General features: G+C 58.7%; 16 protein-coding genes. 10 read left to right on the top strand and 6 right to left on the bottom strand.

Annotation, left to right across the window (positions count from 1 at the left end; translation table 11 throughout):
- Nucleotides 1–15: 15 nt before the first annotated feature.
- Nucleotides 16–1578: a carbohydrate porin gene (locus tag AAIS01_RS05670; RefSeq protein WP_343468179.1), complete on the bottom strand. Its 1563-nt coding sequence runs from the start codon at nt 1576–1578 to the stop codon at nt 16–18.
- Nucleotides 1579–1745: 167 nt separating this feature from the next.
- Between AAIS01_RS05670 and AAIS01_RS05665 the strand changes: the two genes are divergently transcribed.
- The 6 genes from AAIS01_RS05665 to AAIS01_RS05640 all read left to right on the top strand — a co-directional run bounded on the left by AAIS01_RS05665 (nt 1746) and on the right by AAIS01_RS05640 (nt 8586).
- The gene (locus tag AAIS01_RS05665) at nt 1746–3020 is read left to right on the top strand and encodes an ABC transporter substrate-binding protein (protein WP_343468178.1); all 1275 of its coding nucleotides are present in this window, start codon (nt 1746–1748) and stop codon (nt 3018–3020) included.
- 21 nt (nt 3021–3041) lie between these two features.
- A complete protein-coding gene (locus AAIS01_RS05660; protein WP_343468177.1) occupies nt 3042–4004 on the top strand; it encodes a carbohydrate ABC transporter permease in 963 nt (320 codons plus the stop codon).
- Nucleotides 4001–4843 (top strand): carbohydrate ABC transporter permease, encoded by an 843-nt coding sequence (locus AAIS01_RS05655; RefSeq protein ID WP_343468176.1) that lies wholly within the window; start codon nt 4001–4003, stop codon nt 4841–4843. Before AAIS01_RS05660 ends, AAIS01_RS05655 begins: the two co-directional genes overlap by 4 nt.
- A 30-nt stretch (nt 4844–4873) precedes the next feature.
- On the top strand, nt 4874–6019 hold the full coding sequence (locus AAIS01_RS05650) for an ABC transporter ATP-binding protein (protein ID WP_343468175.1): 1146 nt from the start codon (nt 4874–4876) through the stop codon (nt 6017–6019).
- Nucleotides 6016–7518: a glycoside hydrolase family 32 protein gene (locus AAIS01_RS05645; protein ID WP_343468174.1), complete on the top strand. Its 1503-nt coding sequence runs from the start codon at nt 6016–6018 to the stop codon at nt 7516–7518. The genes AAIS01_RS05650 and AAIS01_RS05645 overlap by 4 nt, the downstream gene beginning before the upstream one ends.
- Nucleotides 7519–7593: 75 nt before the next feature.
- Complete coding sequence (locus tag AAIS01_RS05640) at nt 7594–8586, top strand: LacI family DNA-binding transcriptional regulator (RefSeq protein ID WP_343468173.1); 993 nt, start codon at nt 7594–7596, stop codon at nt 8584–8586.
- 56 nt (nt 8587–8642) lie between these two features.
- On the opposite strand, the gene AAIS01_RS05635 is transcribed toward AAIS01_RS05640, so the two are convergent.
- The 4 genes from AAIS01_RS05635 to AAIS01_RS05620 all read right to left on the bottom strand — a co-directional run bounded on the left by AAIS01_RS05635 (nt 8643) and on the right by AAIS01_RS05620 (nt 15816).
- Nucleotides 8643–11318, bottom strand: coding sequence for a M10 family metallopeptidase C-terminal domain-containing protein (locus tag AAIS01_RS05635; RefSeq protein ID WP_343468172.1), 2676 nt, complete (start codon nt 11316–11318; stop codon nt 8643–8645).
- Nucleotides 11319–11441: 123 nt separating this feature from the next.
- Nucleotides 11442–12761, bottom strand: a complete 1320-nt coding sequence (locus AAIS01_RS05630) for a TolC family outer membrane protein (RefSeq protein WP_343468171.1) — start codon at nt 12759–12761, stop codon at nt 11442–11444.
- Nucleotide 12762: 1 nt separating this feature from the next.
- Entirely contained in the window at nt 12763–14082 is a 1320-nt protein-coding gene (locus AAIS01_RS05625; RefSeq protein WP_343468170.1) for an HlyD family type I secretion periplasmic adaptor subunit, read from the bottom strand.
- 18 nt (nt 14083–14100) lie between these two features.
- Nucleotides 14101–15816, bottom strand: a complete 1716-nt coding sequence (locus AAIS01_RS05620; protein WP_343468169.1) for a type I secretion system permease/ATPase — start codon at nt 15814–15816, stop codon at nt 14101–14103.
- Nucleotides 15817–16143: 327 nt separating this feature from the next.
- Here AAIS01_RS05620 and AAIS01_RS05615 point away from each other — a divergent pair, with 327 nt between their 5' ends.
- Together AAIS01_RS05615 and AAIS01_RS05610 are read left to right on the top strand one after the other, a co-directional pair.
- Nucleotides 16144–16749, top strand: a complete 606-nt coding sequence (locus AAIS01_RS05615) for an SCO family protein (RefSeq protein ID WP_343468168.1) — start codon at nt 16144–16146, stop codon at nt 16747–16749.
- The gene (locus tag AAIS01_RS05610; protein ID WP_343468167.1) at nt 16749–17225 is read left to right on the top strand and encodes a copper chaperone PCu(A)C; all 477 of its coding nucleotides are present in this window, start codon (nt 16749–16751) and stop codon (nt 17223–17225) included. Before AAIS01_RS05615 ends, AAIS01_RS05610 begins: the two co-directional genes overlap by 1 nt.
- 49 nt (nt 17226–17274) lie before the next feature.
- On the opposite strand, the gene AAIS01_RS05605 is transcribed toward AAIS01_RS05610, so the two are convergent.
- The gene (locus AAIS01_RS05605; protein ID WP_343468166.1) at nt 17275–17700 is read right to left on the bottom strand and encodes a VOC family protein; all 426 of its coding nucleotides are present in this window, start codon (nt 17698–17700) and stop codon (nt 17275–17277) included.
- Between the two features lie 102 nt (nt 17701–17802).
- On the opposite strand from AAIS01_RS05605, the gene AAIS01_RS05600 reads away from it, so the two are divergent.
- A complete protein-coding gene (locus AAIS01_RS05600; protein WP_343468165.1) occupies nt 17803–18672 on the top strand; it encodes a LysR family transcriptional regulator in 870 nt (289 codons plus the stop codon).
- A 164-nt stretch (nt 18673–18836) separates the two neighbouring features.
- Nucleotides 18837–19601, top strand: coding sequence for a substrate-binding periplasmic protein (locus AAIS01_RS05595; protein ID WP_343468164.1), 765 nt, complete (start codon nt 18837–18839; stop codon nt 19599–19601).
- Nucleotides 19602–19639: the final 38 nt, after the last annotated feature.

The raw sequence follows: 19639 nt of genomic DNA, 5'->3' as shown, positions 1-19639 counted from the left end.
AGATGCCCCAGCCCTTTAGAACCAGGTTTCCATCTGTATCCCGTATTGCCACACGCCGCCTGAATTGAAGTCAGACTTGCCGAACGAATCGGCGGCGCTGTATCTGTCCAGATCCGAGGACCAGTCCATGACACTGGCAAACACACGCAGTTCGGGGCGTGTGAGAAGGTCCCCAAAATCAGGCTTGAAAGTCGGGGCAATCGTGAACTTCCAGAAGTTACCGTTGACTGCATTGCGCTGCAGGTAGCCCTTGGGATCGAGGTCCATGGTTTGCCAGCTCATCTCGTAGGCCATTTCGAAATTGCTGTTGATTTCATTGGCCAGGCGCACATTGAGTGTCATCCAGCGGTAGTCATCCCCTTTGACGTAGCGGTCCTTGCTCTGCTCGGCCAGTAAACTCGGACCGATGCGCCAGCCGGGAGCGATGGGTGTCTCACCGTAGAGCGCCAGACGCAAAGCGCGGGCGTCGTCGATCAGTTCGCCGTCCGAGCCAATGTTCTTGACCTCTGCCCCCAGGCCTTGGCCGTAGAGCAACGCCGTTTTGAAGAAGCCTTCCCTGCCGAAAAAGGTCTTCTGGTGATTGGCCACCATACTGTGCAAGCCGGAGTCCGCAGGCGTCAGGCCCGCTTCATTGCTACGTGTACCGATGTCATTTTCCTTGGCGCCAATGGCGTTGAACATCCATTGCCACTGCCCATTGTCGAAAAACTGGTTGGAGGTCAGGACGTAGCTTTCCACATCAGCGTTGACGCCGCCGTCACTGAACTCCCCGTAGTTTCGCCCGACCAGCGAGTAATTCGAGCGCCAGTTCTTATTCATCTGCACGTCGTAGATGCCACCACCGGTGCCCGCCAGGTAGACGATGTCCGAGTCCAGCCAATGGATATCGAAATTGTCCCGGTCAAACCGCTTGCCTGCCCAAAGGGTGGAGTTCTCGAACACCGAGTTCCCCTTGAACGCCGCGATATGGTCCAGTTCGGTAAACACCTGGCGCACGTTCAGGTTACTTTCGTCGGCGGTCCAGTCATTGGAGCTTTCTACGCCATCGGCAATGGACACCGTGAATTTCGAGCGGGTGCCGTTCTGCGCGTACTGCTCTTTCGACAGGTCGATACGCATGTAGGTGTCGTCCTCGTTACCGAGTCGTCCGACGGCGCCGCCCACCGAACCGGCCGGGGTCGTATAAGGGCCGCCACGACCGCCCCCCAGCCCGTCATTGACCAGCAAACCGGAGCGGGCGTAGCCCTTGAAGCTGAACCCGTCGGTGAGGTGTGCACCGCTGTCCTTTTTTTCCGGGCTCTGTTGATGGGCTTCGAGTTTTGCCAGCCGCGTGTCCAGCGTCGACGTGGCGACACTTGCAGGGGATGCCATTGATTGGAGGGCGGGAGCGGCGCGTTTGAGTTGTTGCAGTTCCCTGGCCAGGGCCTGGGTTTGCTGTTCGGCGGCCGCTGCACGTTTTTCCGCGGCACTGGCACGAGCCTCGAACGCGGCCATGCGTTCTTCCAGCGTCGCTGCGTGAGCGGTGGCTGCCGAGGTGCCGAGCACGCCTGCGAGAAGCCAGCTTGATGCTTTCTGCATGTGGATTTCCCTGTTTTGTTTTTATTTTTGTGTTCCCGCAATGGTCTTTTTTCTCGGCCTTTGAATTGTCAAAAACCATGAAAAAAAGGATGCCTCATCGCAAATACGCTGCTACATTTGGCGATGTTAACGTTAACTTTTCTAAAAACAAAAATAAAGAGGGCTTTATGAAACAGCTCAAATCGCTCCTTCCTGCTGCGCTGCTCGGCCTTTGTGTCGGGCTTCCATCCCTCTCGACCGCCGCCAACCTGACAATCTCCTGCGGTGCGGTGGGTGCTGAATTGCAGCTGTGCAAGGAGGCTGTCGACGCCTGGTCGAAGCAGACCGGCAACAGTGTCGAAGTGGTTTCGACGCCTAACTCGGCCACCGAAAGGTTGTCGTTCTACCAACAGATCCTGAGTGCCCGGTCCAGCGACATCGACATCATTCAAATCGATATGGTGTGGCCGGGGATGCTGGCCAAACATCTGATGGACCTGCGCGAGGTGCTCCCTGCCAACGCGACCGAGGGCTACTTCCAGGCCCAGGTGGACAACGCCACGGTAAACGGTCGGCTGGTGACGATGCCTTGGTTCACCGATTCGGGCCTGCTGTATTACCGCAAGGACTTGCTCGAGAAGTACCACAAGCAGGTGCCGCAGACCTGGGAGCAAATGACTGCAACTGCCCGGGAAGTCCAACAGGCTGAGCGCAATGCCGGAAACGCCAATGCCTGGGGGTACGTCTTCCAGGGTCGCGCCTACGAAGGCCTGACGTGTAATGCACTGGAGTGGATCAGCAGCCAGCCGCAAGGTGGGCTGGTCAATTCACAAGGCGACATCGTGGTCAACAGCCCGGCGGCAAGAACGGCGTTGACGCTGGCCAAGAGCTGGGTAGGAGATATTTCCCCACGCGGCGTACTCAACTACACCGAAGAAGAAGGAAGAGGTGTATTCCAGTCGGGCAATGCGCTGTTCATGCGTAACTGGCCGTATGTCTGGGCCCTGGTGCAAAGCCCGGATAGCGTCGTAAAAGACAAGGTCGGCGTGGCTCCCCTGCCCCGCGGTGGCGAGACGGGCACCCACGCGTCCACCCTCGGTGGCTGGGGCCTGGCGGTGTCGCGTTACAGCGCCAATCCCAAGCTGGCCGCAGAACTGGTGAGCTACCTGAGCAGTGCTCAGCAGCAGAAACATCGTGCCCTGGTCGGCGCCTATAACCCGGTGATCGAATCACTTTATCAAGACCCCGAGTTGCTCGCGGCGATGCCTTATTACAGCCAACTGCGCAGCATTCTCAATGACGGGGTCATGCGCCCCGCGTCAATAACCGCCGACCGCTATCCACGGGTCTCCAATGCCTTCTTCGATCAAGTGCATGGCGTGCTGGCCGGCGAGGTGCCGGTCGATCAGGCGCTGACTGAACTGGAAAGCGAACTGACACGCATCAAGCGCCGGAACTGGTAAGCCACAAGGAAGGAAATCACCATGTCTGTCTCCACTACCCTGGCGTCCGGTGACGAGCTGCTGCCCGTCCTGGAAACGCCGGTACAACGCCGCCGGGTTCGCGCCGCCTGGCTGTTCCTGACTCCGATGCTGCTGTGTCTGGCCCTGGTGGCGGCCTGGCCGCTGCTGCGTACATTCTGGTTCAGCCTGACCGACGCCAGTCTGGCCGACACCGGCGACGCAACCTTCGTGGGCTTGAGCAACTACCTGTTCCACGACAGCTCCGGCTGGTCGGGCATCCTGGTCGATCCACAATGGTGGAACGCAGTGCGCAACACCCTGCATTTCACCGTGGTCTCAGTGGGGTTGGAAATGGTGCTGGGGCTGTTGGTGGCGCTGCTGCTGAACGTCAAGTTCACCGGGCGCGCCCTGGTACGGGCACTGATTCTGATTCCCTGGGCAATACCCACCATTGTCTCGGCGAAGATGTGGTCATGGATGCTCAACGACCAGTTCGGCATCATCAATCATCTGATGCTGGGCGTCGGCTTGATTGACGCGCCCCTGGCCTGGACGGCAGACGCAGACCTGTCGATGTGGGCAGTGATCATCGTCGACGTCTGGAAGACCGTCCCGTTCGTCACGCTCCTGATGTTGGCGGCCTTGCAGATGTTGCCGGGCGATTGCTACGAAGCCGCCCGCGTCGATGGCATTCATCCGCTGAAGGTGTTCTGGCGGGTCACCCTGCCGCTGCTGATGCCGGCGTTGCTGGTGGCGGCGATCTTCCGCATTCTCGATTCGTTGCGGGTGTTTGACGTCATCTATGTGCTGACCTCCAACTCGTCGAGCACCATGAGCATGTCGGTCTACGCCCGCCAGCACCTGGTGGAGTTCCAGGATGTGGGCTACGGCAGCGCGGCCTCGACGCTGCTGTTTCTGGTGGTTGCGGTGATCGCCATGGCTTACCTGTATCTAGGACGCCGTCAAATGGAGGTTCGCTCATGAGCCCGCGCCTACTGAAAAAAGCGCTGTTGCGCGTCGGGTTCTGGTGCCTGATCGGGATTTTGCTGCTGTATGCGGTGTTCCCTTTCTACTACGCCATTGTGACTTCGTTGAAGCCGTCCAGCGCCTTGTTCCAGGTGAGCTACTGGGTCGACAATCCCGACTTCTCCAACTATGCCGCCGTGCTCCAACAGGCCTCATTCTTGCGGGCGATCGGCAACTCGCTGGTGGTTGCCCTGAGTGTGGTCGCACTGGCGCTGTTCCTCAGCCTGACCGCCGCCTATGCCTTGGGCCGGGTGAAGTTTCGTGGGCGGGGCACGGTGCTGATGATGGTCCTTGGCGTGTCGATGTTTCCCCAGGTCGCGGTGCTGTCAGGGCTGTTCGAGGTGATCCGCGCCCTGGGCCTGTACAACACGTCCTGGGCGCTGATCTTGAGCTACACGATCTTCACCCTGCCCTTCACCGTCTGGGTGCTGACCACGTTCATGGGCCAACTGCCCCATGAGCTGGAAGAGGCGGCGATCATGGACGGTGCTTCGCCCTGGGTCACCCTGACCCGCGTGTTGTTGCCGCTGCTCTGGCCGGCGCTGGTCACTACCGGCCTGCTGGCTTTCATTGCTGCGTGGAACGAGTTCCTGTTTGCCCTGACCTTCACCCTCACCGACACGCAACGCACGGTGCCGGTGGCCATCGCCCTGATTTCCGGCGGCAGCGCCCATGAGTTGCCTTGGGGGCTGCTGATGGCTGCTTCGGTGCTGGTCACCGTCCCACTGGTGATTCTGGTGCTGATCTTCCAGCGCCGAATCGTTTCCGGCCTCACTACCGGCGCGTTAAAGGGTTGATGCCCAACAAAGACAAGAAGGAACAGCATCGTGATCAAGTTGAAACTGGATAACGTGAACAAACAACTGGGCGGCATGCGCATTCTTCGCGACGTCAGCCTGGAAATCGCCGCCGGTGAATTCGTGGTGTTCGTCGGCCCTTCGGGCTGCGGGAAATCGACCCTGCTGCGACTGATCGCCGGGCTGGACTCCATTTGCGCCGGCGACCTGCTGATCGACGGCCGCCGGGTCAATGACCTGGAGCCGCGCGAGCGTGGCGTCGGTATGGTGTTTCAGTCTTACGCGCTCTACCCGCACATGAGCGTCTACGACAACATCAGTTTTGGTCTGAAACTGGCCAAGACCGAAAAGACCAGCCTGCGTGAGCGCGTGTTGAAAACCGCGCAAATCCTGCAATTGGATAAACTGCTGCAACGCAAGCCCAAGGAACTGTCGGGCGGGCAGCGTCAGCGGGTGGCCATGGGCAGGGCCATGGCGCGGGAGCCGGACATTTTGTTGTTCGATGAGCCGCTGTCCAATCTGGACGCTTCCTTACGGGTGCAGATGCGTAACGAAATCGCCCGTCTGCATGCTCGACTGGGCACCACCATGATTTACGTGACCCACGATCAGGTTGAAGCGATGACCCTGGCCGACAAAATTGTCGTGCTCAAAGGCGGCCGCATCGAGCAGGTTGGCTCGCCGCGAGAGCTCTACGAGCGCCCGGCCACTCGCTTTGTCGCCGGTTTCCTGGGTTCGCCCAGGATGAACTTTCTTGCTGCGAGCCTGCATACGCCAGGCGCAAACAGCCTGGTTGAAAGCCTCGTATTGGGCAGGACCGCCCTGCCCTTTGACAGCTCGGGCCTGGCGGCCAACACCCAACTGAGCCTGGGGATTCGCCCGGAGCATGTAGCGCTCAAGGCGACACAGGGCACTGCTGGCATCGCCGTGATTGGGGTCGAATACCTGGGCAGCGAAACCTATGTGCACCTCGATACCGGCCAGGAGGAGCCAATGATCTGTCGTTGCGAGGTTCACGCCGGGTGGCGCGTGGGGGATCGGGTCGAACTGCAGGTGGAGAGCGACAATCTGCATCTGTTCAATGCCGACGGTACGGCCTTGAGGCGCCATCCCCAAACCCTCGAAACCCCATTGGATGACATTGCCCAGCGCTCGGCACGAGCAGGCGCCCTATGACCGTGTGTGTGAATCCCATGAACGCTCCAATGTCCGCTACCCTTGAGCTTGCGCAACAGGCGCTGAGCGCTGGCCTGTCTCGCGTCACCGACGACTATCGCCCCGATTACCATCTTGCCCCGCCCGCGGGCTGGATGAACGACCCGAATGGGGTGGTGTACTTCCGTGGCGAGTATCACGTGTTCTATCAACATCACCCCTTCGATGCGAAATGGGGCCCGATGTATTGGGGGCATGCCAAGAGTGCTGACCTGGTTCATTGGCAGCACCTGCCCATCGCACTGGCGCCGGGTGATGACTTTGACCGCGACGGGTGTTTTTCCGGCAGTGCGGTGGTGTGTGATGACACGCTGGCGTTGATCTATACCGGGCACACCTGGCTGGGGGAAGTGGGTGACGAACGCCGCATCCGTCAGGTCCAATGCCTTGCCACCAGCATTGACGGCATCCGGTTCGTCAAGCATGGCGCCGTCATCGAAACCGCACCGCAAGACACGATCATGCATTTTCGTGATCCCAAGGTCTGGAAAGACAACGACGATTGGTACCTGATTGCTGGCGCACGCCAGGGTGATACGCCTTTGCTCCCGTTGTACCGCTCCACCGATCTGCGTGCCTGGGAGTTCCTCGACTATGTGTCCAGCGGCAACGAGGGCGATGGTTACATGTGGGAGTGTCCGGATCTGTTTCGCCTCGATGGCCGCGATGTCCTGCTGTACTCCCCTCAGGGCATGCACCCCGAGGGCTACGACCGACTCAACAAGTACCAGACCGGTTATCGCGTAGGGCAACTCGACCGCCAATGGCACTTCAACGGCGGGCCGTTTATCGAGCTGGATAACGGCCATGACTTCTATGCCGCGCAGACGCTGGAGGCTGCTGATGGTCGACGCCTGGTATGGGCGTGGCTCGACATGTGGGAAAGCCCGATGCCGAGCCAGGCCCATCACTGGTGCGGCATGCTCGGACTGCCCCGCGAGCTGCAATTGCATGCTGATCGCCTCAGGGTGTTCCCGGCCCGGGAATTGACGGCGTTGCGCAAGGCGTCGTTGCCAAGCACGCCTGCGTGGGGTGAATCGGGCAGTCGGTGGGTGCCGCAAGTGAACGGCGACAGGCTCGAGATTCATGTGCAGTTGAATTTACTCGACTGCACCGAAGGCACCCTGGGCATCGCCTTGCGATGCAGTGCCGATGGCGATGAATACACCCTGCTTTACTACGATGCGTCACTGCAGCGCCTGGTGCTCGACCGCAGTCGTTCAGGGTCACAAGTGAGCGGTCAACGCAGCGTGGCGATCGACCGGGAGCAAGAGTCTCTGCAACTGCGTGTGTTTCTGGACCGCTCGTCCATCGAGGTGTTTGAGCAAAGCGGCCGCTTCAGTCTCAGCAGCCGCATCTACCCCCAGCCCGACAGCCTGGGGGTGAAATTACTCGCAAGCGGAACTGGCGGGGACGTCTCCATCACCCATGCATGGCCTTTGGCCTCGGGGTGGCTATGAGCATCGTCATTCGAGTCGCGAGAAGCCTGGGGCCTGTGTCATGATTCGGTGTCAACCTGACTGGCCGCACCTCGCATGACTTCAGTGAAAGACGTTGCACAGCTGGCCGGCGTATCCCTGATGACGGTTTCTCGAGCGCTCAACAATCCGGAAAAACTGAGCCCCGAAACCCTCCAGCGGGTGCGTCGCGCCATTGACGAACTGCAATTCGTACCGAGCCTTTCGGCACGCAGGATGCGCGGGGACAATCTCCAGGCGCGAACCATCGGTGTGTTCGCACTGGATACCGCCACCACCCCCTTCGCCGTCGAGCTGCTGCTGTCCATCGAGCAGACCGCGCAGCAAGCCGGTTGGAATGTGTTCATCCTCAACCTGTTGAGCAACCCGCCCACCGAGCAGAACATCGACCTGATGATGTCGCACCGTCCCGACGGGCTGATCTTCAGTGCCATGGGGTTGCGCCAGGTGAGCATCCCCGAACGTTTAAAGAGCAAACCGCTGGTACTCGCCAATTGCCTGGGCGATGACACTCGCCTGGTCAGCTATGTGCCCGACGATGAAACGGGGCAGCATCGAGCGGTGCATCACGCCTTGAGCCAAGGCTATCGGCGCCCTCTGTGTATCAATCTGCCAAAACAGAGCCTTGCCTGGAGCCTGCGACAAGAAGGTTTGCAACGTGCCTGCCAGGCCTTTGGGCTGGCGCCTGAAGCACTCCTGCAATACGTCCTTTCCGATCACGATGCCTACGGTGAAACCGCAGCCATTCTCGACCGGCACATCATCGAGGGGCGACCGCAGTTCGACATTCTGATCTGCGGCAACGACCGTATCGCCTTCTGTGCCTATCAGTTGTTGTTGGGCCGTGGCCTGAAGATTCCCGGCGACGTTGCGGTGCTCGGCTATGACAACATGATCGGCATCGCCGAGCTGTTCATTCCGCCACTGACCACGGTCCAACTGCCGTACTACGAGATCGGTCGCAGGGCTGCCCGGCACCTGATCGAGAACCTCGAGGTGTCGGGCGCCCAGCCAGTCGATTGCCCATTGGTAGTCAGGGCGTCGCTATAAGCCGAGTCGGTATTGGGCAAGCTCTCACTGCCTCAAAGCGTCCGGACACCGCTTGATCAAGCAATCAGATCGTTGGCACTGAAGGTATTGACGCCCAGTAGCTGGATTTCGAAATCCGCATCCAGATTGCCGTTGATGTTGCCGTAAAGCACTTGATCAACGAAGCGCAATTGTCCCGCGCCGGTGAAGTCGTTCGAGTCGATGAAGCTGAACCCGTTGATTGGCGTGGTCAGGATATTGGCGTCCAGTTTCGACAGGTCAATCTTATCGCCCAGGATGCTGCTGAAGTCGTTAATAACGTCGCGAGCGCTTCCCTTACCCAGTTCATTCAGCGCATTGAAAACAAATCGATCGGCTCCAGTGCCGCCGGTCAGGACGTCAGCGCCAATGCCGCCGATCAACATGTCGTTGCCTGCGCCGCCGTTGAGTTTATCGTTGCCTGCTCCACCGTTCAGCACGTTGTTGCCGGTGTTGCCGGTCAGCACATTGCTCAGGAAGTTGCCGCCACCATTGATACTGGAAGTGCCGGCCAGCGTCAGGTTTTCCAGGTTGGCGCCCAGGCTCCAACTCAGCGAAGAGTGTACGGTGTCGATTTCGCTGACCAGGGCGCTGCTTTCACTGATGATGTCCTGGAGGCTGTCGACCACATAGATGTCGTTGCCAGTGCCGCCAATCAGCGTGTCGTTGCCCGCACCGCCGTCAAGTCGATCATTGCCGCCTCCACCGCCCAGCACGTTGTTACCGGCATTGCCGGTCAGCACATTACTAAGGAAGTTGCCGCTGCCACTGATATTGGCAGTGCCGGCCAGCGTCAGGTTTTCCAGGTTGGCGCCCAGGCTCCAACTTAGCGAAGAGTGCACGGTGTCTATTTCGCTGACCAGGGTGCTGCTTTCATTGATGATGTCCTGAAGGCTGTCGACCACATAGATGTCATTGCCAGTGCCACCGATCAGCGTGTCGTTGCCTGCACCGCCGTCAAGTTGATCATTGCCGCCTCCACCGCCCAGCACGTTGTTACCGGCATTGCCGGTCAGCACATTGCTAAGGAAGTTGCCGCTGCCACTGATATTGGCAGTGCCGGCCAGCGTCAGGTTTTCCAGGTTGGCGCCCAGGCTCCAACTTACTGAAGAGTGCACGGTGTCGATTTCGCTGACCAGGGTGCTGCTCTCACTGATGACGTCCCGTAGGTTTTCGACTACGTAGATGTCGTTGCCGGCACCACCGATCAGAGTATCGACCCCCCTGCCGCCGTCTAGCAAGTTGTTGCCCGCGTTGCCGGTGAGTACGTTACTCAGGAAGTTGCCGCTGCCATTGATGCTGGCAGTGCCGGCCAGCGTCAGGTTTTCCAGGTTGGCGCCCAGGCTCCAACTTACCGAAGAGTGCACGGTGTCGATTTCGCTGACCAGGGTGCTGCTTTCACTGATGATGTCCTGGAGGCTGTCAACGACGTAGATGTCGTTGCCAGTGCCGCCGACCAGCGTGTCGTTGCCTGCACCGCCGTCAAGTCGATCATTGCCGCCTCCACCACCCAGCACGTTGTTGCCGGTGTTGCCGGTCAGCACGTTACTCAGGAAGTTGCCGCCGCCATTGATACCGACAGTGCCGGTCAGCGTCAGGTTTTCCAGGTTGGCGCCCAAGCTCCAACTTACCGAAGAGTGCACAGTGTCGATTTCGCTCACCAGGGTACTGGTTTCACTGATGATGTCCTGGAGGCTGTCGACCACATAGATGTCGTTGCCTGCTCCGCCGGTCATAGTGTCCCCGCCGGCGAGACCATTCAAAACGTTCCCTAGTGCATTGCCAATCAGAGTGTCGTCAAGGGCCGAGCCAACGGCATTTTCAATTTTAGCGCCATAAGCGATCGCCAACCCTTCATTGAAGGCAGTTTGGGTGCTGAAATCCGTGAACGTCTGGCCGATTTTGCTGAACTGGCCCTCATTCAGGTTGATGCGAACCGCTTCTGCCTGATTGCGTGCATCGATAGTGTCATTGCCGCCAGCGTCCCAAATAGTCTCGAAAACCGATTGACCAGTTGCCCAGCTATAGGTGTTATTGCCAGTCTGCCATTGGGCGTTCGCACCATAGAGACTCTGGATGGCCGCGATGTCCAGTAACATTGGGGTTGTTGGCTGATAAGAATATGCCGCGTTGTAACTCATGACCGTATAACGAACATCATCAAACTGAGGTGAAAGCACCGTAGGGTTTGACAGTTCTTGGGAAAACGGATGTTTGAGTCCCAGCGCGTGGCCGATCTCATGTGTAAAGACCATGTAATCGTAGGTGCCCTTGTCGGGAGTCGGGGCATTCGTCACTGGCCCTATCCAGACATCACCGCCCCTGGGGCTTTCATCAGGGTAATAGGCCCAGGCGGCAGTGTTGTCATCCATGCCCTGAAAGCCGCCGAATCGCAAGTCACCAACGTTGATGAGGGATTCGTCGACTTTTGTAAATTTGATGTTGGCGACTGAACTCCAAGCGTCGAGCGCACTGATTATGCCGTTTTGTTGCGCAGACGACAGGAGATAGATGGCCTCATACTCATTGTCACTGCTGTAATTGAAGGCGAAACGTGAACCTGCGGTGACGAAACTGTATGTCAGGGGCGTGGTGAAGGTGCCGGAGCTCCATGAGTTGCCCAACCAATAGGTACCGGAAAGTAAGCTATCGACTTGCGCGTTGCCGGTCAGCGTTGCAGTCGAAGTAAATGAAAAACCAATTGGACTAGGCATACTAAGTCTCCTGTGAGCAATCTACGGCCCTTCCTGGATGCGGCCGCTACAAGGGGTTTATTTTGCATTAAAACGGCGGATTTAACATCATTTAGCCACTACTCATAATCTAAAATCCGCTGGCTATGGCGCAACAAGCCATTCGTTGGCCCTGCGAATATCACTCTCCCCAAGCCTTCCGCTCCAACGATGCAGCACGAGTAAACGGGTCACGAACTTGTATTGGGACTGATAAAAATCACGCCGTGCACGAAACTCTTCTTTGATACTGTCCAGCACATCGATGGCATTCTTGACGCCGTATCCGAAGGCTTTCTCGGTGGCTATCCGTGACTTTTCAGCGGATTGCAGCGCGCGACGCGTGGCCTTGATACGGCTGAGCTCGGCTGTCATGCCCAGATAAGCCGTGCGGGTTTCCCTGATGACCTGACGCCTTAAGGCTTCCAGCTCTTGCTGGGCGACTTCCTTATCGCTTTCGGCGCTTGATACTCGAGCTCGGATGGAACCGCCGCTGTAAAGCGGCACATTCAAGTCGAGGGACGCGACGAGGTTGTCCGAGCGGGGTGTCAACGTGCCTTCATAGCCGATATCACTGCGTTGTGCCGTCAAATTCAGGCCCAGCCGTGGCAGATGACCGGCCCTGGCTTCAGCGATAGCCGCCTCGGCCGCCCGAATATTGTGCTCGCGAGCATGCAGCGCCGGATTGCTATCGAGTGCCGTCTGCACCCAATAGTCCTGCTCTTGCGCTGGCAGACTGAAAGCCGGATTGTCGCCGATGCGCTTGAACGGTTCCTGGACGGCGCGCCCCACCAGTTCGGAAATGGCTTCACGACTGACCTCGACCGTGTTGTGAGCTTCAATCTCGTCAGCCTTGAGGGCATCCACTCGAGACTCAAGATCAAGCGCATCGGTAACCGTAGCCATCTGGCGCGCATACAAGGCATTGACTCGCTTGAGGTTGCGCTCGGTCGCGTCCAGCTCGCTGCGTACCAGGGCCAATTCGTCCTCTGCCGCGAGAACCGCGAAGTAGCGCTCAGACAAATCAATGCTGGCCTGCACCTGGGTGTCATCGGATTCGTACTCGCTCTGGCGGGCCAGCTCTACGTACTTTTGGTAGCTGCGCCAGACCTGCGGATCGTAAATAACCTGATTGAGCATCATCGCCAGGCGTTTGCCGTTGTATTGAATACGATTCAAATCGTCGTCGCGGCGACTGCGGTTAACACTGCCGCTGGCATTGAGCTGTGGCAGCAGTTGACCAAAGGCCGCCCGCTCGCTGCCCTCACCACTACGGACCATGGCTTGTGCCCGTAAAATACGCGGATCAGCCCCTTGGGCTTCCTGATGCAGTTGCAACAGGTCTGTGTAAGGGGGCGTCGAGCTGTCGTCAGCGAGAGCGCCAAGCGGCACGAGGGCCAGACTCATCGCGATCAGAAGCTTCATGTCAATCCTCGATCAACGAACGGGCAAAAGCATTGCTGGCCGGCTGCATCAAATACTGCAACAGCGTCCGCGCGCCCGTATTAATCAGCACTTCGACCGGCATTCCTGGCACCAGGGTCAGATCACCCAGGGTCAGACGTCCCTTGTCGGTCAGGGCCACGCGTGCCAGGTAATAAGCGGCGCCGGTGTCCTTGTTGATCAGGCGATCAGCTGATATCTGCACCAGTTGCCCTTCGATGACTGGCGTGGTGCTGCTCTTGAACGCACTGAAGCGAATGTCCGCCAGTTTGCCCAGTGCGACGCGGTCGATGTCCATCGGTGACAGCTGTGCTTCAACAACCAGTTCTTCGTTGGCCGGGACGATGTCCAACAGCGCAGTACCTGGACTGACCACTGCGCCCAGCGTGTGTACGGTCATACCCATGACCATTCCCGACTCGGGCGCGAGGATATCGGTGCGTTGGTCGCGGTCCTGCAGGGTGGCCAGCCGCTCGCGCAATTCATAGACCTTGGTCTGCGCATCGCCCAGCAGACCTGCGACCTCGGTGGCAAAAGTCTTTTTCAGTTGCAGTATCTTCAACCGCGCCTCGTCGATATGAACCCGCGCACGCGCGCTTTCGGAGCGGCTTTCGGCGATTTCGGCCTGCAGACGAGAGAGACTTCGCTCTTGCTCGCGCAGACGCTGCTTGTCCACGTAGCCTTCGGCAAGCAATGCACGCAAGTCGACAATCTCTTCTTCATAGGAAGCGGCCAGGCTCTGCTTGCTGGCGATGACGGCATTGAATCCGCGAATCTGTTCTTCGATTTGTCCGATGGACTTCTCCAGCAAGCCGATTTCGCCCAGCAACGAGGTCCGTCGGGTCTGGAAGATCCGTCCTTCACTGTCGCGAGCCTCGCGCACTCGGGGATCATTGGGATCCAGCGTAGGTACGAGCGGTGGCTCGGGCAGCGCATCACGTTCAGCCACCAATCGGGCCTGGAGTTCGAGCGCGGCGATCAACTGGCTACGCATGGCTTCCATTTCCGAGCGCGCTTGGGTGTTATCGAGTACCAACAACACATCGCCGGCTTTCACCAGATCGCCGTCGCGCACGCGCAGTTCGCGCACGATGCCGCCCTCAAGATGTTGTACGGTCTTGCGATAGCTCTTGACGGTGACCACGCCCGGCGCGAGCGCAGCACTGTCGAGCGGAGCCAGGGTTGCCCAGCCGCCAAACAGGCCAAAGGTGACCAGCAGCATGAGGTAGCCAATGCGCCGTACGGGTTTGTCATCGATTGGCAGCCCCGACATATCGACGGATGAGTGCTTACTGTCTTGCATAACGTTGTTCATCCGTCCCTACGATTCAATCGCGGCAGCCTGGTGGTCCGAGAGCGTCGCGCCCTGCAGCCGTGCCAGGACTTTGTCGCGCGGCCCGAACAGACTCAGCTCGCCATGATTGAGAACCAACAGCTTGTCCACCTGCGCCAGCACTCCGGATCGATGGGTAATGACAAACACCGTGGCCCGACTCTGCCGCAGTTTCTGCAGCGCTTGGGCGAGCATTTTTTCTCCAGCGTCATCCAGATTGGAGTTCGGCTCATCGAGCACCACCAGACGCGGCTCACCATACAAGGCGCGGGCCAGCCCGATGCGTTGCCGCTGGCCGCCAGAGAGCCCACCGCCATTGGCGCCAATCAATGTGTCGTAGCCATCGGGCAGCTGCAGCACCAGTTCATGGACGCCGGCCATGCGCGCGGCGGCGACCACTGCAGGCGCATTCACCGGACCGAAGCGTGAGATATTCTGGCTGATGCTGCCCTCGAACAGTTCTATGTCCTGGGGCAAATAGCCGATGTACTGGCCCAGTTCGTCCCGGCGCCATTGGCTGATGTCTGCACCGTCCAGGCGCACGGTCCCGGCCAGGTTTGGCCAGATCCCCAGCAACGCCCTGGCCAGGGTCGACTTTCCTGCGCCGCTGGGACCGATGATCCCCACCACTTCACCAGCGGCCACCTGGAAGTCCACGCCGCGAATAATCGGCTTGCGATTGTCCGGGGAACCCACAGAAAGCCCCTCGACGCGAATCGCCCCTTCAGGTGCCGGCAACGACATGCGCTCAGGCTCGGCGGCGATCTTGACCAGCAACTCGTGTAATCGGGCATATTGCGAGCGTGCACCAAGAAAGCCTTTCCAGACGCCGATCAACTGATCGATGGGCGCCAGGGCGCGCCCCAGTAAAATGGAGCCGGCAATCATCAGTCCGGGCGAAATTTCATGATTGATCGTCAAGTAGGCGCCCAGGCCCAGCATCAGCGACTGAACAATCTGACGGAACGTCCTGGACATCGCCATCATGGTCGCGGCGCGGTCACTGGCCAGGCTTTGCAGGGTCAGGACCTTATGGGTTTGGCCGTTCCAGTGCTGACGCAGACTTGCAAGCATGCCCATGGACTCGACCACTTCGGCATTGCGCAGACTCTTGTTAGTGAAGGTGGTAGCCGCGATCTGCTCGCGGTTGGCAGCCTGCAGGGGGGCGTGGGTGAGCTTTTCGTTGACGAAGGCCAGCGCTCCCAGCAACACCGCACTCCCCACCCCCATCCACCCGTACCAGGGATGAAAAATGAACATCACCGCCAGGTAGATCGGAATCCACGGAGCATCGAAAAAGGCAAACAAACCGTTACCGGTCAGAAACTGGCGCAAGGCGTTAAGGTCGCTCAACGGCTGGGCGGTGGCATTCATGCCATTGGTGTTGAGTGCCCGCTTGAAACTGGCGTCGAACAGACGCTGGCCCAGCAGCGTGTCCAGGCGAGTACTGATTCGTACCATAATCCGCGAACGAACCCACTCCAGGCCGCCCATCGTAATCATCAACAGCAACATGATCAGCGTGAGCATCAACAGAGTCGACTGGCTGGCGCTTCCTACGGCGCGGTCATACACCTGCAACATGTAGAACGATGGAACCAGCATCAGCAAATTGACGAAAAAACTGAAAAAACCAACGCAAAGAAAACTGCCTTTGCATACGGCCAGGGCGTCCTTCAGCTCGGTCCCGTGGTGGGTTGACATGATTCTTACCTGAGGTGCGCTTATGTGCAGACCTGCGAAAAACGTAGTGAGGACAGGCGCACATACGCCTTGAGTATTTGGGGCTAGCTCCTCTGAAGCGCATGCGCAATCAGGATCTACGCGCGCTGTATCGGCATGTGTGTGCAGTTCTGAAGGGGCGATCACAGAATCGCCCGTCACCTTTTCTTACACCTTTTGTCGCCTCACGCCGTTCTGCCCGGTGATCGCAAACCGGCGCATCCGCGCACTTTGGTATCATGCGCCGCTTTCACGGCTAACCCGCCCGCCAGTCCTGCTGACTGACGGGCATGCAAAAGGCGGTAATAAATGACGGCTTTGTTGACTCGCCGCAAGGTGATTGCAGGCATGGGCGTGCTCGGGCTGGGCCTGGTCGCCGGCTGCGACACGCGTGGCGAACTGTCGTACAAGTACGGCAAGGATCTGAGCGACAAGATTCTGGGACGCACTTTCAAGCTCAAGGACACCGAAGGCAACACCCAGTCGTTGTCGAGCTTTCGCGGCATGATGCCGATGATTTTCTTTGGGTTTACCCAGTGCCCGGCGATCTGTCCGACTACCCTGGCCCGGGCCGCGACCATCAAGAAATTGATGGGACGCGACGGCGAGCGGCTTCAGGTGATCTTCATCACCCTGGATCCTGAGCGCGATACTCCGCAAATTCTCGACGCCTACGTCAAGACGTTCGACCCTTCATTCGTCGCGCTGTATGGCTCACTCGAAGAAACCGCGGCCACGGCCAAAGAGTTCGATGTGTTCTACGAAAAAGTGCCGGCAGGCTCTACCTACACCCTGTCGCACACCGCCACCAGTTTTGTCTACGACTCTCGGGGCACGCTGCGCCTGGGGCTGTCCCAATCCCTTTCGGCACAAGAGTGTACCGAAGACTTGCTCACTGTCATGGAGGTCTGCTGATGCGCCCTGTGTTGAACAGAACTGTAAAAGTATTCGGCCTGTCATTGCTGGGGCTCGCTTTCCAGGTTTCGGCACAGACCAAAGTCGATGACGCATGGGTGCGCGCCACCGTTGCGAACCAGTCGGCAACGGGCGCATTCATGACCGTCACCGCCGACAGCGACAGCAAGTTGCTCAGCGTGACCTCGCCTGTGGCCAGGGACGTGCAGATACACGAAATGACCATGAGCAACGACGTGATGAGAATGGGGCCGGTGGCATCCGTCAATCTGCCAGCTGGCAAGGCCATCAGCTTTGATCCCAACGGCTATCACGTGATGCTGATGGGCCTGACCGGCCAAATGAAAGAAGGCGATAGCGTTCCGCTGACCCTGACGGTTGAAAATGCCAGGGGCGAGCAAGAAACGGTTGAGGTGAAAGCACCGGTGCGAGCGCTCAACAATATGGAAAGTCACGATCACAGCAAAATGCATTGATCGTTTTCAGCCAAAGCGCTGCTCTCGGCCCGTTGCGCCTTCGTCTCTACTACTTTGCGAAGAGCTGACTCATATCCTTGAACGCCTTGAACTCAAGCGCGTTCCCGCAAGGGTCGAACAGAAACATTGTGGCCTGTTCACCCACCTGCCCCTTGAAACGAATGTAGGGCTCAATCACAAACTGGGTGCCGAAGGATTTCAATCGTTCGGCCAGTGCCTCCCATTCTTCCCAGCCCAAAATGATGCCGAAATGAGGAACAGGCACGTCATGGCCGTCCACCGGGTTGCTGTGGACGCTGTCCTGGGCTGCGGTTTTTGGCTGCTCATGAATCACCAGTTGGTGGCCGTAAAAATTGAAGTCGACCCACTGGGCGCTGGAGCGCCCCTCTTGCAGTCCAAACACTTCGCCATAAAAGGTCCGTGCGCCAGCGAGGTCGTAAACCGGGATTGCCAAGTGGAAGGGAGAGAGGCTCATCAGGGTTCCTTGTGTGCTTTTTGGGGGAGCAGCCATCGTAGAGCGGCGCTGGCTGCGGAAAAATCAATATATATTGCTTAAAAACACAATTAATATTTGTGAATGATCAAAGAACTCAAGACACTCATCGCCGTGGCACGGGAAGGCACTTTCGCGGCGGCCGGGAACAGGATCGGCCTCACCCAGGCTGCCGTGAGCGCGCAGATCCAGCGCCTGGAGGCGCAGTTGGGCTTCGAAATATTCGACCGCAAAGGACGCTCGGCCCACCTCAACCGCAAGGGTCAGCAAGTCCTTTTGCAAGCGCAAGAATTGCTTCGTCTCTACGACAACCTGGGCGGTGGTTCCCCAGAACTTGCGGCCAGTGTCCTGGTGAACATTGGCGCCATTGCGTCCGTCCAGCGTTCCTATTTGCCGGACGCGCTGGCCAGGTTCCATCAGCAATGCCCTCAGTGCCGTACTCGGGTGCTGCCGGGGCTGTCGATGGAGCTGGTCAACCTGGTGGACGCTGGCGAAATCGACATGGCGGCCATCATCCGTCCGCCCTTCTCGCTTCAGAGCGATCTGCGCTGGACGACCCTGACCCTTGAGCCGTATCGATTGATCGTTGCACGCCAAGTGCCGGGGGAAGACTGGACGACACTCCTTTCCAGCCTTCCATTCATTCGATATGACCGTGCTTCATTCGGTGGCCGGCAGGTGGATCGTTTCCTGCGGCAAATGCATTTCACCGTGCGCGAGGTGTGTGAACTGGATGAACTGGAAGCCATCATCAAGCTGGTTGAAAACGGTGTGGGGGTGGCATTGGTGCCACAAACATCGGCGCATGACTGGCCGACGGGTGTGAGAGCCCTCGACCTTGGCCAGCACACCTTCCATCGGGATATCGGGCTCGTGCATCGGTCCAGTCTCACCGAACCGGTGCGCATACTGGCCCAACTGATTGCTGAACAAGCCAGGAGCGATCCTGGGTAAAGAGGTTTTTGTCGGCCGGATGATCTATACCTTCAGATACCCGCAATCAAGCCGACAGCGTTGATATGCACCCATAAAAAAGCCGTGGTGAACATGGCAGGACGATGTTTCTGGCGCCAAGCGTTTGGAACGGCGCATCACTTTCAATGCCTGAAGTATCGATCATGAGCCGGATCAAACGCGTATCGGAAGGCCGTACAAAAGTACTCTCGCGCCTGAATCTGATGCTGTCGATGCTGATTGTCGATAGCGCGTACGCCGCCCCCTTGACGATTGAACTGCACATTCTCGACGCGCCGCCGCTGACGTTTGTCGACGACCCCAAGGGGCACGGAATTGTCGGCGATGTGGCGGTGGCGGCCATGACCCAGGCCGGGTATGCCGTCAAGCTCCATATCCTTCCCTGGGCCCGGGCACAGAAACACGTCAGCGAACAGCGCAATCAGTTGATCGCGCCCCTGTCGCGTACGCCGGAACGCGAGGATCGCTTTACCTGGATCGCTTCGGTCATGCCCATGGAGCGAGCGTTCTTCACCCTCGACCGGCCAGTGAGCAGCTTCGCCGAAGCCAGGCAAACCTACCGCAAGATCGGCGTCGGCCTGGGAAGTGCACAGCAGGAGATCCTGCGCACCGAAGGGTTCAGCGACGACCAGATCTACCCGCTGGCCATCGGCGACAACCCCGCCCAGATGCTCTTGATGGGGCGTATCGACGCCTGGTTCAACGGCGTCCCTGAAAGTCAGTACATTTGGCCAAAGGTGTCCAAGCGCAAACTGCTCATGAGTCCGGTCAATAGTCGCGCCGATCTGTATCTGGCTTGTTCCAGACAATGCTCCCCGAAAATGGTCGAAAAGCTGCGGGCGGCCGTTGAAAGCCTTCGCGCCAGCGGCGAAATCCAGCGCATCCATGACCGTTATCTACCGCAGTAACGGGTCTTCCCGCAGGCAGGGTGGCGCCTCCAGCCACC

Source organism: Pseudomonas halotolerans, assembly GCF_039581215.1.
In the GTDB taxonomy this organism is placed as follows: domain Bacteria; phylum Pseudomonadota; class Gammaproteobacteria; order Pseudomonadales; family Pseudomonadaceae; genus Aquipseudomonas; species Aquipseudomonas tehranensis.
This window is presented reverse-complemented; position numbering and strand designations above follow the sequence as displayed.

Coding starts and splice junctions, on each gene's coding strand:
- AAIS01_RS05640 (WP_343468173.1), top strand. CDS start 7,594: ATGACTTCAGTGAAAGACGTTGCACAGCTGGCCGGCGTATCCCTGATG.
- AAIS01_RS05625 (WP_343468170.1), bottom strand. CDS start 14,082: ATGCAAGACAGTAAGCACTCATCCGTCGATATGTCGGGGCTGCCAATC.
- AAIS01_RS05610 (WP_343468167.1), top strand. CDS start 16,749: ATGCGCCCTGTGTTGAACAGAACTGTAAAAGTATTCGGCCTGTCATTG.
- AAIS01_RS05670 (WP_343468179.1), bottom strand. CDS start 1,578: ATGCAGAAAGCATCAAGCTGGCTTCTCGCAGGCGTGCTCGGCACCTCG.
- AAIS01_RS05630 (WP_343468171.1), bottom strand. CDS start 12,761: ATGAAGCTTCTGATCGCGATGAGTCTGGCCCTCGTGCCGCTTGGCGCT.
- AAIS01_RS05665 (WP_343468178.1), top strand. CDS start 1,746: ATGAAACAGCTCAAATCGCTCCTTCCTGCTGCGCTGCTCGGCCTTTGT.
- AAIS01_RS05605 (WP_343468166.1), bottom strand. CDS start 17,700: ATGAGCCTCTCTCCCTTCCACTTGGCAATCCCGGTTTACGACCTCGCT.
- AAIS01_RS05660 (WP_343468177.1), top strand. CDS start 3,042: ATGTCTGTCTCCACTACCCTGGCGTCCGGTGACGAGCTGCTGCCCGTC.
- AAIS01_RS05600 (WP_343468165.1), top strand. CDS start 17,803: ATGATCAAAGAACTCAAGACACTCATCGCCGTGGCACGGGAAGGCACT.
- AAIS01_RS05595 (WP_343468164.1), top strand. CDS start 18,837: ATGAGCCGGATCAAACGCGTATCGGAAGGCCGTACAAAAGTACTCTCG.
- AAIS01_RS05620 (WP_343468169.1), bottom strand. CDS start 15,816: ATGTCAACCCACCACGGGACCGAGCTGAAGGACGCCCTGGCCGTATGC.
- AAIS01_RS05645 (WP_343468174.1), top strand. CDS start 6,016: ATGACCGTGTGTGTGAATCCCATGAACGCTCCAATGTCCGCTACCCTT.
- AAIS01_RS05635 (WP_343468172.1), bottom strand. CDS start 11,318: ATGCCTAGTCCAATTGGTTTTTCATTTACTTCGACTGCAACGCTGACC.
- AAIS01_RS05655 (WP_343468176.1), top strand. CDS start 4,001: ATGAGCCCGCGCCTACTGAAAAAAGCGCTGTTGCGCGTCGGGTTCTGG.
- AAIS01_RS05615 (WP_343468168.1), top strand. CDS start 16,144: ATGACGGCTTTGTTGACTCGCCGCAAGGTGATTGCAGGCATGGGCGTG.